The organism is Achromobacter sp. T5-5, assembly GCF_055397965.1.
This window is the reverse complement of the sequence record NZ_AP027919.1, coordinates 5810696-5824632: the sequence shown is the minus strand read 5'-3', so window position 1 is coordinate 5824632 and position 13937 is coordinate 5810696. Positions and strand designations below refer to the sequence as shown.

The 13937-nt window shown below is 67.7% G+C and carries 14 protein-coding genes; 2 read left to right on the top strand and 12 right to left on the bottom strand.

What is annotated here, in order from left to right; translation table 11 throughout:
• Positions 1–118 precede the first annotated feature (118 nt).
• From ACZ50Q_RS26305 to ACZ50Q_RS26260, 10 genes are all read right to left on the bottom strand, one after another.
• Positions 119–1249 (bottom strand): M20 family metallopeptidase, encoded by a 1131-nt coding sequence (locus ACZ50Q_RS26305; RefSeq protein ID WP_464079984.1) that lies wholly within the window; start codon positions 1247–1249, stop codon positions 119–121.
• A 31-nt stretch (positions 1250–1280) separates the two neighbouring features.
• Positions 1281–2186 (bottom strand): prolyl oligopeptidase family serine peptidase, encoded by a 906-nt coding sequence (locus tag ACZ50Q_RS26300; protein WP_464079983.1) that lies wholly within the window; start codon positions 2184–2186, stop codon positions 1281–1283.
• Positions 2186–3196, bottom strand: coding sequence for an ABC transporter ATP-binding protein (locus ACZ50Q_RS26295; protein ID WP_464079982.1), 1011 nt, complete (start codon positions 3194–3196; stop codon positions 2186–2188). The genes ACZ50Q_RS26300 and ACZ50Q_RS26295 overlap by 1 nt, the downstream gene beginning before the upstream one ends.
• A gap of 3 nt (positions 3197–3199) precedes the next feature.
• Positions 3200–4177, bottom strand: a complete 978-nt coding sequence (locus tag ACZ50Q_RS26290; protein ID WP_092579161.1) for an ABC transporter ATP-binding protein — start codon at positions 4175–4177, stop codon at positions 3200–3202.
• A complete protein-coding gene (locus ACZ50Q_RS26285; RefSeq protein ID WP_076518596.1) occupies positions 4174–5094 on the bottom strand; it encodes an ABC transporter permease in 921 nt (306 codons plus the stop codon). The genes ACZ50Q_RS26290 and ACZ50Q_RS26285 overlap by 4 nt, the downstream gene beginning before the upstream one ends.
• A gap of 6 nt (positions 5095–5100) precedes the next feature.
• A complete protein-coding gene (locus ACZ50Q_RS26280) occupies positions 5101–6078 on the bottom strand; it encodes an ABC transporter permease (protein WP_464079981.1) in 978 nt (325 codons plus the stop codon).
• A gap of 84 nt (positions 6079–6162) precedes the next feature.
• Positions 6163–7146 (bottom strand): M14 family metallopeptidase, encoded by a 984-nt coding sequence (locus ACZ50Q_RS26275; protein ID WP_464079980.1) that lies wholly within the window; start codon positions 7144–7146, stop codon positions 6163–6165.
• A 133-nt stretch (positions 7147–7279) separates the two neighbouring features.
• Positions 7280–8893 (bottom strand): ABC transporter substrate-binding protein, encoded by a 1614-nt coding sequence (locus ACZ50Q_RS26270; RefSeq protein ID WP_464079979.1) that lies wholly within the window; start codon positions 8891–8893, stop codon positions 7280–7282.
• A gap of 378 nt (positions 8894–9271) precedes the next feature.
• The gene (locus tag ACZ50Q_RS26265; protein ID WP_076518600.1) at positions 9272–9505 is read right to left on the bottom strand and encodes a hypothetical protein; all 234 of its coding nucleotides are present in this window, start codon (positions 9503–9505) and stop codon (positions 9272–9274) included.
• A 120-nt stretch (positions 9506–9625) separates the two neighbouring features.
• Positions 9626–10474 carry an NAD(P)H-hydrate dehydratase gene (locus ACZ50Q_RS26260; RefSeq protein ID WP_464079978.1) on the bottom strand — a complete coding sequence of 283 codons (849 nt, stop codon included), beginning with the start codon at positions 10472–10474 and terminating at the stop codon, positions 9626–9628.
• A 117-nt stretch (positions 10475–10591) separates the two neighbouring features.
• Between ACZ50Q_RS26260 and ACZ50Q_RS26255 the strand changes: the two genes are divergently transcribed.
• On the top strand, positions 10592–11425 hold the full coding sequence (locus ACZ50Q_RS26255; protein WP_076518602.1) for an enoyl-CoA hydratase/isomerase family protein: 834 nt from the start codon (positions 10592–10594) through the stop codon (positions 11423–11425).
• A 4-nt stretch (positions 11426–11429) separates the two neighbouring features.
• Here ACZ50Q_RS26255 and ACZ50Q_RS26250 read toward each other — a convergent pair whose 3' ends face one another.
• Both ACZ50Q_RS26250 and ACZ50Q_RS26245 read right to left on the bottom strand, forming a co-directional pair.
• Positions 11430–12167, bottom strand: a complete 738-nt coding sequence (locus tag ACZ50Q_RS26250) for an enoyl-CoA hydratase-related protein (RefSeq protein ID WP_464079977.1) — start codon at positions 12165–12167, stop codon at positions 11430–11432.
• Complete coding sequence (locus ACZ50Q_RS26245; protein WP_076518604.1) at positions 12164–13135, bottom strand: NAD(P)H-dependent flavin oxidoreductase; 972 nt, start codon at positions 13133–13135, stop codon at positions 12164–12166. The genes ACZ50Q_RS26250 and ACZ50Q_RS26245 overlap by 4 nt, the downstream gene beginning before the upstream one ends.
• Positions 13136–13288: 153 nt before the next feature.
• Between ACZ50Q_RS26245 and ACZ50Q_RS26240 the strand changes: the two genes are divergently transcribed.
• Positions 13289–13912 carry a TetR/AcrR family transcriptional regulator gene (locus tag ACZ50Q_RS26240; RefSeq protein ID WP_076518605.1) on the top strand — a complete coding sequence of 208 codons (624 nt, stop codon included), beginning with the start codon at positions 13289–13291 and terminating at the stop codon, positions 13910–13912.
• Positions 13913–13937 lie beyond the last annotated feature (25 nt).

Genomic DNA, 13937 nt, shown 5'->3' with positions numbered 1-13937 from the left:
ATGAGCACGGGGCAGTCCGGAGCGAAGGCTCCGGACCGCAACCGGAGCCCCGCCCGCCCCAGGCCCACGCCGCGCCGGGCGTCAAAAGAACCCAGAACAGCCCCAGCCCAAAAAGAACCTAAGCCAATTCCCGCAACAACAATTCCCAGAACTTCAACCGCTGCTCCAACGTAGACACCAGAATGTATTCATTCAACGTATGCGCCCCATCCCCATCAGCCCCCAGCCCGTCCAGCGTGGGAATCCCCATCGCCGACGTGAAGTTCGCATCGCTGCCGCCACCGGTCATCGGCGCGTCCTCGAGCAGGAACCCCGCACGGTTCGCATAGCCCTGCACCAGTGCCAGCAAGGCGGCAGCGGCCTCGGTCTTGACCATTGGCGGACGGTTCAGCTCAACGTCGATGTCGAGTTCGACGTCCGGCCCCACCGCGCACAGCTCGCGCATCCGGCGCAGCACGTCCTGTGCAGCGCCCATGTCCGGCACGCGGAAATCCACCACGCAGCGGCACAGGGCCGGCACGGTGTTGGTCACGGTGCCGCCCGCGATGGTGCCCACGCTCACGGTGATGCCGCGTTCGTAGTCGGTCATGGCTTCCAGCGCCAGCACCTGGTGCGCCATCTCGCGGATCGCGCTGCGGCCCTTCTCGTGCTGCATGCCCGCGTGCGCCGGGCGGCCCTTCACGTTCAGGTTCAGCATGCCCGTGCCCTTGCGCGCCGTCACGCACTTGCCGCCGTTGGGGCGGGCCGGTTCGCAGACCAGGGCGTACTTCGCGTTGGCGGCGAAGCGCTCGATGTGCGCGCGGGACGCGTGGCTGCCGGTTTCTTCGTCGGGCACCACCAGGAAGTCCACCGGCAATTGCGTCGCGCCCGGACGCGCCACGCCGGCCAGGGCGGTCAGCGCCAGATAGATGCCCGCCTTCATGTCATAGCTGCCGGGACCGTAGAGACGATCGCCCTCGATGCGCACGGGATTTTCCAGCAGCGTCCCCACCGGATGCACGGTGTCCATGTGCGCCAGGATCAGGATGCCCGGGCGCGTATCGCCCGGCGCGCGGTTGGTCGCATACAGCAGCGGGCCCGTCGTGGGGCCCAGCGACGACAGCTCCACCGTCAGGCCGGCGGCGGCCGCATAGTCGGCGATGATGCGCGCCATCGCGGCGATGCCTTCCGGGAAGTTCGACGGCGATTCGCATTGCAGCCAGCCTTGGATGCCGGCGACGATCTGTTCAGTGCTCTGGGTAGTGGACATGGCGGTATCGGAGTTCAGCAACGGGAAAAAATCAGGCGACCTGCTGGCCGGCGAGACGTGCGAGTTCGGCGTCGTCCGGCATCTTGCCGTCGAACCACAGGCTGGCGCAGACGGCCGACATGGCGCGGCCGTCGTGGCCGATGCCGGGCACCACCTGCAACGTCCAGCCGAACGGCACGCCGCGGCGCTCCGCTTCCTTGCGGCCGAATTCGTAATAGTGCTGCGCGCGGGCAAAGCGGTGCGGACCCTGGCGCATCGCCGCGGGTTCGGACGGCAGATTGGGATCGTCCGTCGCAATGTCCTTGTCGCCCGCCAGGATGGTCATCGGATACGCCAGCAGCTTCACCAGGTGATCCTCGGTCAGGCCGACGCCGTCCATGCCTTCCGGGAACGGATAGTCGAAGGTCGGCAGCGTGTACCAGCCGGGGTTGCCGGCCGCCACCGCCTTGAACGGCGCGTGCGACTGGCTGCTCATCAGCCGGTGCACGAACTGGCCGCCAGCGCTGTGCCCGAACAGGTAGACGTTCTGGCCGTCGGTGATCTCGCCGGCGATCAGGTCCTTGATCACATTGCCCACCAGCGCATAGGTCCAGCCGTCGATGTGACGCGGATTGCCGCCAGCCGTGAACACCCGGCCATTGTTGTAGCTTTCGACGCCCGGCCAGATCTCGTTGGAGAACGTCAGCGCCACGATCAGCAGCTTGTGCTTGTCGGCGGCCTCGACCCAGAAATCGCGGTACTCATCGCCATTGCGCAGCACGCCGTGCTGCACGATGACCACCGGGCGGTCCGGCGTATAGCCGTAGGGGCGATAGGTCTGCAGCTTGAACGGACGGTCCGAATTGCGGTCCTCGTCCACGTACAGGATGGCGTTGCGGCCGGCATGGCCTAGCTCGATGGCGATGCGGTCGACGTTGGACATCTCGGAGGGTTTCATCAGGCGCTCGCTTCGTTCAGGTGGCAGGCCGACCAGTGGCCCGCCGAGATTTCTTTCAGGACCGGCGCCTGCTCGCGGCAGCGCGGCATGGCGTGGGGGCATCGGGGGTTGAAGGTGCAGCCGGGCGGCGGGTTCAGCGGCGACGGGATCTCGCCCTTGATGGGCGTGAACTTGCGGCCGCGGCGCGCCACGTCGGGCACTTCAGCCATCAAGGCCTGAGTGTACGGGTGATTGGCCCGCGCGAAGATCTCGGCCGACGTGGAGATCTCCACGATCTTGCCCAGGTACATGATCGCGACGCGGTCGGAGATGTGCTTGACCACGCCCAGGTCATGGCTGATGAACAGGTACGTGAAGCCGTGCTGTTCGCGCAGGTCCATGAACAGGTTGATCACCTGCGCCTGGATCGACACATCCAGCGCCGCCACGGGTTCGTCGCAGACCAGGAACTTGGGCGCCACCATCAGCGCGCGGGCGATGCCGATGCGCTGGCGCTGGCCGCCCGAGATCTGGTGCGGGAAGCGGTCGCGGTACTCCGGGTCCAGGCCCACTTCCCTGAGCGCCTGGTCGATGCGGCCGGGAATCTCGGCCGGGGGCGCCAGCTTGTGGACCTTGAGCGACTCGCCCAGGATCTGGCGCAGGCGCTGGCGCGGGTTCAGCGAGGCCTGCGGGTCCTGGAAGATCATCTGCACGCCCAGCGTGTAGGCCAGCTTGTCGGCGCCGCGCAGGCGGTTCGCGTCCGCGCCCTGGTACAGCAGCTCGCCCTCGGTCTGGCGATGCAGGCCGGCCACGACGCGGCCCAGCGTGGACTTGCCGCAACCGGACTCGCCCACCAGACCCACGACTTCACCGCGCTGGATGGACAGGTCCACGCCATTGACCGCGTACACGGTGCGGCGGTCGATGGGGCGGCCGGTCAGGGCGAGGATGCGTTGGGCCAGGTCGGGCCGCTGCTCGAAGCGCTTGTGGACGTTCTTGAGCTCGATGACGGGGGTATCGGCTTGGCTCATTGCTTACTGTGCCTCGCGGGCTATCGGCACGTAACAGCGATAGCTGCGCGGACCTTCGGTGGTGACGGAGGGGGCTTGCTCGGTGCAGCGCGTGACCGCATGGGTACAGCGCGGCCGGAATGCACAGCCCGACGGACGGCCGGCCAGGCTGGGCGCCATGCCGTTGATCTGGTGCAGGCGCGCGCCGGGCTGCGTGGCGCCGGGCATGGAGTCCAGGAGGCCCCGGGTGTAGGGGTGGCGCGGCGCGTCCAGCACCTGTTCGACCGGACCGCTTTCGACGATACGCCCCGCGTACATGACCGCCACGCGGTCCGCCAGTTCGGCGACCACGCCCAGATCGTGGGTGATCCAGATCAGCGCGGTGTTGTGCTCGCGGCAGATCTGCTGCATGCGGTAGAGGATCTGGCCCTGGATGGTCACATCCAGCGCCGTGGTGGGCTCGTCACAGATGATCAGATCGGGCTTGTTCAGCATCGCGATGGCGATCGCCACACGCTGGCGCATGCCGCCCGAGAACTCGTGCGGATAGCTCTTCAGGCGCTTTTCCGGCGACGGAATGCCCACCATCGCCAGCGCCTCGCGGCAGCGCTCCTCGGCCTGGGCGCGCGGCACGTCCTCGTGCGTGAGGATCGCCTCCATCATCTGCTCGCCGATGCGCAGCACCGGGTTCAGCGTCATCAGCGGGTCCTGGAAGATCATGGCGATGCGGTTGCCGCGCAACTGGCGCATCTGCTCCTCGGACAGCTTGCGCAGGTCCGAGCCCTTGAACTTCACCTCGCCGTCCACGACTTCGCCCGGCGGGTCGATCAGACCCAGCAGCGAAAAGCCCGTGACGGATTTGCCGGAACCCGATTCGCCGACGAGACCCACGATCTCGCCGCGGCGCACGGTCAGGTCGACGCCGTCGACCGCCAGCCAGGCCCCGGCTTCGGTATGGAATGCGGTGCGCAGGCCGCGCACGTCAAGAAGAATGTCGCTCATGCTCGTCGGGGGTCCAGGCTTTCGCGCAGGCGGTCGCCCACGATGTTGATGGAGAGAATGAGAACCAGGAGCGCGATGCCCGGGAACAGGCTGATCCAGTAGTCGCCCGACAGCAGGTACTGAAAGCCGTTGGAGATCAACAGGCCCAGCGACGGTTCGGTGATGGGCACGCCCACGCCCAGGAACGACAGCGTCGCTTCCAGCGCGATCGCCGTGGCGATCTGGATGGTGGCGAACACCATCACGGGGCCCAGGCAGTTGGGCAAGAGGTGGAACAGCATGATGCGCCAGGCCGGAAAGCCCAGGTTGGCGGCGGCCTCGACATATTCCTTGCGGCGTTCCTGCAGGGCGCGGCTGCGCATGATGCGCGCGTAATGCCCCCACTGCACCAGCACCAGCGCCAGGATCACCTTGTCGACCCCGCGCCCCAGCACCACCAGCAGCACCAGCGCCACCAGAATGGTCGGAAAGCCCAGGATGAAGTCGACGATGCGCATCAGCACCGTGTCGACCCAGCCGCCCACATAGGCGGCCACCAGGCCGATCGCGCCGCCGATGGCCGTTGCCAGCACCACGGCGGACAGGCCCACCATCAGGCTGATGCGCAGGCCGTACAGAATGGCGCTGAGCATGTCGCGGCCCTGGTCGTCGGTGCCCAGCCACGCGATGCTGCCGTCCATCAACGCCTGGCGCGGCGCGAGGCGTCCGTCCATGATCGACAGGCCGGCAAGGTCGTACGGGTTCTGCGGCGCGAAGAAGGGCGCAAAGACCACCAGGATCACCAGGATGGCCAGCGCGATGACGGAGCCGCGCACCGTCGGGCGGGCGTGCAGTTTCTTGAGGATGGCGGCGCGCCGCGGCGTCTCGGCCAGGGGCTGGACGGTGCGGGTGCGGCCAGGATTCGGAGTATTTGCCATGGCGGTTTATTGAGCGGGGGCCACGAGCTGCACGCGCGGGTCGAGCGCGGCGTACAGGATGTCCACAACCAGATTGATGACGACGAAGATCAGCGTGACCAGCATCACGTAGGCGACGACGACGGGGCGGTCGAGCTGGTAGACGCTGTCGATCAGCAGCTTGCCCATGCCGGGCCACGCGAACACGGTCTCGGTGATGGTGGAATAGGCGATCAGCGTGCCGAACTCCATGCCGATCACCGTGACCACGGGGATCAGGATGTTGCGCAGGATGTGGCGGCGCACGATGCGGCCCGGCTTGACGCCCTTGGCGCGCGCGAACTTCACGTAGTCCTGGCTGCGCGCTTCCACGACGCCCGAGGCCGTCATGCGCAGCACCAGCGCGATATTGGCCAGCGCCAGGTTGACGGCCGGCATGATCAGGTGCGACCAGCCGTCGGCGGTCAGGATGGACAGGCGCACGCCCAGCACGTCGACCGTGTCGCCGCGGCCCGTGGCCGGCAGCCAGCCCAGCCACACCGCGAACAGCAGGATCAGCATCATGCCCTGCCAGAAATTCGGCAGCGAAAAGCCCAGCACCGACGACGCCATGATGCCGCGGCCCAGGTACTCGTCGCGGTACAGGCCGGCGACCAGCCCCAGCGGAATGCCGATCACACAGGTCAGCAGGATGGCCACGACCACCAGTTCGAACGTGGCGGGGATGCGCTGCACGATCAGTTCGATCGCCGGGATGCCGTGCACGAAGGACGTGCCCAGGTCGCCGTGCAGCGCGCGCCACAGGAATCCGGTGTATTGCTGCCACACGGGCAGGTCCAGGCCCAGGCGGGCGATCATCGCCTCGCGCGCGGCCTGGCTGGCTTCGGGGCTGACCAGCAGCTCGATCGGGTCGCCCACGGCGTAGACCGCGAAAAAGACCACGACCGACACGGCCAGCAGCACGAACAGACTCTGTATCAGTCTGCGTAGGATGAACAAGGCCACGTGATGATTTCCTTGGTGGGCTCAGGGGTTGGGAAGGCCGCGCATCGATCGGGCGGCGGCGTTACTTGACGGGGCCGCGCAGTCTCACACGATGGGCTGCGCCAGGCGCACGACCGTGACGCCCGGCCGCACGTTGGCGGTGGACGGCATGATCAGCACGCAGTTGTCATAGGGCGTGGTGACGGGCTCGCCTTCGGACCAGCCGATCACCGTGCCTGCCTCGCCCAGCGTCTCCAGGCCTTTCCAGGGCTGGGCGAAACGGAAGTCGGCACTCTTGGCGGCGATGGCGTGGGTGACGCGCAGCGCGCGCTGCATGGGCGCGCCCGGCGCAAACCACGCGGCGGGTATGTCGCTGCGGTCGATGGCGCCGGCATGGACCAGAAAGCGCGCCATCTGGTCGACCGCCACGCCGCGCGCTTCGGGCGCGCCATGAAAGCCGCATTCGATCAGCAGGGACCGGGTGCCATTGTCGCCGGCCTCGCCGAAACGGCCGTAGTCGCGCATGCGCACGCCGGCGGCATGGCCGGCGTCGGCGATGATGGTGGCGGGATTGCCCAGGGCCAGCGCCAGGTCGATGTTGCGCTGTTCCAGGCCGGTCAGTTGCAGCGGCACGTCGGAATTGCTCATCGAATGGAAGTCCAGCAGCCAGTCCGCCTGCTCCACCCAGGGACGAAGCTCGGCCGCGCGGCGGCGCTCCTGGCTGGTGGGGACGGAAAGCTTTTCCTCGCTCCAGACACGGTTCATGTCTTCGTCGACGAAGCGCGCCGGCGCATAGTTGCGGGCGTCGAACCGGTCGAAGGCGGCCAGGTTGCAGAAGGCCAGCGTCAGCGAGCCGCGGCGCGGCCGCAGGCCCGCCGCCAGCAGGTCCTTCAGCGCCCAGGCGCCGCACAGCTCATTGCCGTGGATCAGCGCGGTCAGCATCACCCGCTTGCCGGGGGAGCCGGAATCGAAGTGCCAGACGCCCGGGGTATCGGTGTTGCCCACGCGCTCCGCCGACAGGTCCGGACAGGCCAGAAGGAACGGACGAAGGCTGGATGGGGGAGAAGACGGAGGCAAAGACGTGGGCATGGCAATTCCGATGAAGCGGGAAGATTGTATAGGGGTTGCGGCCAGGGGCTGCGCGAAACCGGAGGGCGCGCTGCGCCACAAGGCAAAACGGCTGCGCGAGGCAGCCGTTTTTTCTTCACTCAGCCCTGCCTGCTCACTTCGCGTCGGGCTTGACCGAGGTGGCCAGGGTGTACTGGTCGCGGCGGCCTTCGTACGTAATGCCCTTGCGGAAGGCCCAGATGCTGCTTTCGAAGTGCAGCGGGATCAGCGGCACGTTGTCCAGGGCGATCTGGGTGGATTCCTGCAGCAGCTTTTCGCGCTTGGCGGGGTCGACCGTCACGATGGCCTGCTTGTAGACCTTGTCGAAATCGGCATTGGAGAAGCCGCCGTAGTTGCTGGTGCCCAGGCTCTTGGGCGAATCCAGCGAGGCAACCCACAGTTGGAACAGTGCCGAGGCTTCACCCGTTTCCGCCGGCCAGCCGCCCATCGAGAAGCTGAATTCGCGCTTGGCGCGCTTGGGGAAGTAGATGGAGGCCGTCATGGCGTCCACATTGGTCTTGATGCCGACGCGCGACAGGTACTGGGCCACGGCCTGGGCGACCTGGCCGTCGTTGACGTAGCGGTCGTTGGTGGACGACAGCGTCAGTTCAAAGCCGTTGGGGTAGCCGGCTTCGGCCAGCAGCTTCTTGGCGCCTTCCGGGTCGTACTTGATTTCCGGGGCCTTGGGCAGGGCGCCGAACATGCCGTCGGGCATGTATTGGAAGGCCGGGGTGGCCATGCCGTCCATGATGCGGGCGGTGATGGTCTTGCGGTCGATGGCCATGTTGATGGCCTTGCGCACGCGCAGGTCCTGCAGCGGGTTCTTGCCGTCGGCGCTCTTGACGAACGGGCTCGGGTTGCGCGCCACGTCCGGCTGGAAGAACACCAGGCGGGTGGACGGCGTGGCCACGAAGCCGAACTTCGGGTTGTCCTTCAGGCGCGGCAGGTCACGCGCGGCGGGGTTCTCGATCATGTCGAAGTCGCCGGACAGAAGGCCCGTCAGGCGCGGACCGGCGGCGGGCACCGGCACGAACTTCACTTCCTTCCAGTGCGGCTTCTCGCCCCAGTAGTTTTCGTTGCGCACCAGCTCGATGCCGGTGCCCTTGACGTAGGACTTCATCAGGTACGGGCCGGTGCCGATGGCGTCCTTGCCGTTGTTGAAGTCCGCCACGGTGGGCCAGGCGCCCGTCACGCCGCAGCCCTTCTTCGGGTCGAACGTCAGCTTGCCGTGCTCGACGATGCCGTTCCAGATGATCGGCAGCGAGCGGGCCAGTTCGGCCGGCATCAGGGGGAAGGGTTCGTCCGTCTTGATGATCACGGTGTGCGCATCCGGCGTCTGGACTTCGGTGATGCGCTTGGTCATGTCCATGTAGGACTGCGACACGTTGGTTTCGTTGTTCAGCGTGCGGCAGATCGTGAACAGCACGTCCTCGGACGTGAACGGCTTGCCGTTGGAGAACTTGACGTCGTCGCGCAGCTTGAATTCCCAGGTCTGGTCATCCAGGGTTTTCCAGGAGGTCGCGAGCTGGGGCACCAGCTTCATGTCGGCGCTGCGGCCCACCAGCGAGTTGTAGACGTGCGCGGAGAACGCGTCGTTCTGCGTCATCTTGTGGTAGTGGGGATCCGCCGAAGTGGGCTCGGCCGACAGGCCGATCTTCAGCGACTGGGCTTGGGCGGCTGCCAGGGGAATGGCGGCGGCCACAAGGGCCAGGGTGGTGCGCAACTTCATGGTGACAACTCCGGATGGGGAACGAACCGGATCGTGCTTGATGGCGTGTCGCGACCAGGGGACGGCAGTGTCGTCCAGCGGGCTCGCGGGGAATTCGTCGCCAGGCACGACGGCAAGGGGCCGATTATCGGTAGGGGCTTCGCGCGCTGTCAATGCGCAGCGGCGAACGAGGCGCTAGGGAAAACGCCGAGAAGGGGAGAGAGAGGGCGCCGCGCGGCCCCTCCTGGGGCCTTACGCGGCGCGATGGCGCCGGAGAGGGAGCGGGGACGCCGAAGCGTTGCGACGGGCGCGTGCCGAGGGGCAGGCGGGCGGCGCAACGGCAGCGCGCCGGGCTGATTCGCGGGAGATCTGTCGCGAATCAGCCCGGCGCGGCTGTTGTTACCACTGCGATCCGGAGAAGCGCGAGCTGGCGGCGCGTGCCTTGTTCATCGATTCGTTCACTTCGTCGATGAACGCGAACACGGCGGCAACGGCTGCGATCACGGATTGGCCGGCCTTCTTCAGGCTGGTCAGCGGGTGGGAATTGGGTTGGTTTTCGAGGGCGCCGCGGAGCAGGTCGCGCTCCAGCGCGTCGGTCAGGCGGGCAGTGTTGTTCAAGGTCAGTTCGCTCATGGTTTGCTCCAGTCCGTTTCGTCTTGGGGTAAACCATTATAGGGATAACCCTAGAGCAAAAGCAATGCGCTTTTCAGGGAAAACCCTAGTATGTTGTAAAAATGTTTGTGCGACATAGACTTAGCCGCCGTTGCGCAGTGCGCGGGCCGCATCCGCCAGTTCGCTGGCGGTCAGGCCGATGGGGCCGATGCCCCGGGCGACGAGCGCATCGGCCGCCGCGCCGTGCAGCCAGACGGCGCCGGGGACGGCCTGGTCGAGCGGCAATTTCTGGGCGAGCAGGGAGCCCAGCATGCCGGCCAGCACGTCGCCGGTGCCGGCGGTGGCCAGCCCCGGATTGCCGCTGGTGTTCACGCGCAAGGCACCGTCGGGGGCGCAAACCACCGTGCCGGCGCCCTTGAGCACCAGCCAGGCCTGGTAGCGGCGGGCCAGTTCGCGGGCGGCGGCCGGGCGGTCGCGCTGAACCTCGGCCGTGGCGACCCCGAGCAGGCGGCCGGCTTCGGCGGGGTGGGGCGTCAAGACGACGGGCCCCGCGCCCCACGTCGGACGGATCTCGCCCTGGGCCAGCAGGTTCAGGCCGTCGGCGTCCAGCACCAGCGGATTTCCGCGCCGCAGCACGAACAATTCCGACAGGGCGTTCGCGGCGAGCGCGCCCGTGGCGATGCCGCAACCGGCGACCCAGGCGGTGACGCCCCAGTCTTCTTCGAGCAGGGAGCGGAAGTCGCGCAGCATCAGTTCGGGCTGCATCGGGTCGCAAGGCAGGGGCGGGGTGTCCTGGACAAACCCCACCAGCACCTTGCCGGCCCCGGTCTTGAGGGCGGCGCGGGCGGCGAGCAGGGCGGCGCCCGTCATGCCCGGGCCGCCGCCCACCACGCCGACGGTGCCGAAGCTGCCCTTATGCGTGTCCTGGGCGCGCGGGGCGAACAGGGCGGGCAGCGCGGCGCGGTCAATGGGGGCGGCGGGGGTGTTCATGGGCTGAGGCTCCGGGAGGAATCGTCGTGGCGGGGGTGGCGTATCCACTATAGTGCGCAAAAACGCGGCTGCCGTGGGCGGTTTGCCGAACAACCAAGAGACGATCCGGAGCAGACAATGACCGACATTACGCTGGAACACTATTCAGCCTATGAATCCCTGAAGCTGCGCCGCCACCCCGGCGGCGTGCTGGAGCTCATCATGGGGACCAAGGGGGGCCTGCCCGGCAAGCTGTCCACGGCCGACGACCGGATGCACCGCGAGCTGGCCGATATCTGGCGCGACATCGACACCGATCCGGACACGCGGGTGGTGGTGATCCGGGGCGAGGGCAAGGGATTCTCGGGGGGCGGCGACCTGGAGCTGGTGCAGCAGATGGCGGACGACTTCGACGTGCGCACCCGCGTCTGGCGCGAGGCGCGCGACCTGGTCTACAACATCATCAACTGCAGCAAGCCCATCGTGTCCGCCATGCACGGCGCGGCGGTGGGGGCGGGGCTGGTGGCGGGCCTGCTGGCCGACATCTCGATCGCGGCGCGCGATGCCCGGATCATCGACGGCCATACCCGACTGGGCGTCACGGCGGGCGATCACGCCGCCATCGTCTGGCCGCTCCTGTGCGGCATGGCCAAGGCCAAGTACTACCTGATGCTGTGCGAAACGGTGTCCGGCGAGGAGGCCGAGCGCATCGGCCTGGTGTCCTTGTGCGTGGACGAGGCCGAACTGGTCGCCAAGGCGTTCGAGGTGGCCAACAAGCTGGCGGCGGGGTCCCAGACCGCCATCCGCTGGACCAAATATTCGCTGAACAACTGGCTGCGCATGGCCGGACCGACCTTCGATACGTCGCTGGCGCTGGAATTCATGGGCTTTGGCGGCCCGGACGTGCGCGAGGGCATCAATTCCCTGCGCGAACGCCGGGCGCCGAACTTCCGGCCCGATTCGCCGTTCTGACGCGCTACTTCTTGAAGAACCTGGCGAACGCCGCCTGCGCCTCTTCGGTCTGCAGGCGGGCGCGGAACTGCTGCGCTTCGTAGTCCAGCGTTTCCTGGATGGCCTGGCGGTCCGCCCGCTTCATCATGGCCTTGGTGAGTCGCAGCGCGGTGGGGGGCTGGCTGGCCAGGTCGGCGGCGGTGGCCTGGGCGGCGTTCAGCGCCTGGCCCTTGGGCGTGACCGAGGTGGCCAGGCCGGCTTCCAGGGCGTCCTGCGCCGTGAACGCCTTGCCCTGCATCAGCCACTGCGCCGCCCGGCGGCCGGCAAGGCGCGGCATCAGCAGGCTGGATGCGCCCTCCGGGCACAAGCCCAGCGCGACGAACGGCATGCGCAGGGTGGCGCCTTCCCCGATGTGGACAAAATCGCAGTGCTGCAGCAGGGTGACGCCGATGCCGATGGCGTAGCCTTCGACCGCGGCGATGACCGGCACGTCGGCGGTGGTCAGCGCCCGCAGGAAGGTCAGCCCCGCGCTGTCGCCCGTCCCGCGTTCGGCCTGGAAGTCGCGCAGGTCGTTGCCCGCGGTGAAGTGTTCGCCGGCGCCGGTCAGGATGACCGCCGAGACCGCCACGTCCGCGCTTGCCAGTGAGATCTGCTCGGTCAGCGCGGCATAGGTGGCGGTGTCCAGGGCGTTGCGACGGTCCTGGCGGTCGATGACCAGCGTGAGGACGGCGCCCTCCCGCTGAACCTTCAGGCCGGCGCTCATGCGTGCGGTCCCGCCGCCAGGCGGGCTTTCGCCTCGGCGTATTCGCGCCGCAGGGTGTCGACGATGGTGCGGGTCGGTTCGACGCTGGCGATCCCGCCCACGCCCTGGCCCGCGCCCCAGATGTCCTTCCAGGGTTTGACGCGGGTGGAGCCGAAGTTGGAAGCGCCGCTGTCCGGCGCGGGCAGGTTGGCCGGGTCCAGGCCGGCGGCGGCGATGCTGGCCTTCAGGTAGTTGCCCGGGATGCCCGTGAAGAAGGGCGTGTACAGGATGTCCGACGCGCTGGCCTCGACGATGGCGCTTTTGTAGCCTTCGCTGGCGTTGGCTTCCTCGCTGGCGATGAAGCGCGTGCCCATGTAGGCGAAGTCGGCGCCCATGGCCTGCGCCGCCAGGATGTGCGCGCCGGAGGTGATGGCGCCGGACAGGATCAGGGGGCCGTCGTAGAAGCGGCGCACCTCGGAGATCAGGGCGAAGGGGCTCAGGGTGCCGGCGTGGCCGCCCGCGCCCGCGCACACGAGGATCAGGCCGTCGACGCCCGCTTCCAGCGCCTTTTCGGCATGGCGGATCGTCGTCACGTCATGGAAGACCTTGCCACCCCAGTCGTGCACGCCCTTCACCAGGTCGCCGGGGGCGCGCAGGCTGGTGATGATCAGGGGCACTCGGTGGCTGGCGCACACGGCCAGGTCCTGTTCCAGCCGGTCGTTGGACTGGTGGATGATCTGGTTGACGGCGAACGGCGCGACGCGGTCGCCCGGGTTGGCTTCGCGGTGCGAAGCCAGGCCCGCCTGGACCTCGTCGAGCCAGTCGGTCAGCAACGTCTGCGGCCGCGCGTTCAGCGCCGGAAACGATCCGACGATGCCGCTCGTGCACTGGGCGATGACCAGCTTGGGGTTGGAGACGATGAACATCGGGGCGCTGATGACCGGCAGGGACATCTGGCCATACAAATCAGTCACGAGGGGATGGGGCATGGGCGTCGTCTCGTCGTAGTTTTTGGAGTATATTAATTACCTACCGACCGTCCGGTAATTAATTAATCTTTATTTAACGGCATGCGCGGAACGGCTGTCAATGGCGGTTCGCCAGAACCCCCCGGGCCCCGCGCCGCCCCTCCAAAGGCTGTCATGGCGATCACCGCCCCTCCCGCCCAGAAACGCGCCCGCGCCGGCCGGCCCCCCACGCTGGCCGCCCCGCGCGAACGCATCCTGGAAGAAGCCGCCAAATTGTTTGCCCGCAGCGGCTACGACGGCAGTTCGATCTCGGACCTGGCCGCCGCCCTCGGCGTGTCCAAGGCGGCCATCTATCACTATTACCCGACCAAGCAGGACATCTACGACGCCATCATTCTTGAGGTGTTGAACGGACTGACCCAGACCGTCGGCCGCGACGTGGCCGGCGCCGAGGGCGGCGTGGCGCGCCTGCGCGCGTTCATGGTGGGCCACGCCCGGTATTTCGAGCAGCACCACGCCGAGTTCGTGACCATGCTGGTCGGCTATTCCGGCATGGCGCTGTCCGAACGTGAGGACGCCGCCCGACTGCGCGACAGCTACGAAAAGCGCCTGCGCGCGGTCATCGCCCAAGGCGTGGCCGAAGGCGCGTTCCGTGCGCAGGACGTGGCCGCCACGGGCCGCGCGGTGCTCTCGATGCTGAACTGGATGGTGCGCTGGTACAAGCCCGGGCAGGGCGACAGCGCCGAAACCATCGCCGCCGGCTACTTCGATCTGCTGGTGGGCGGCATGCGCGCCTGAACGCGCCGCCATACCGATCCTCGAC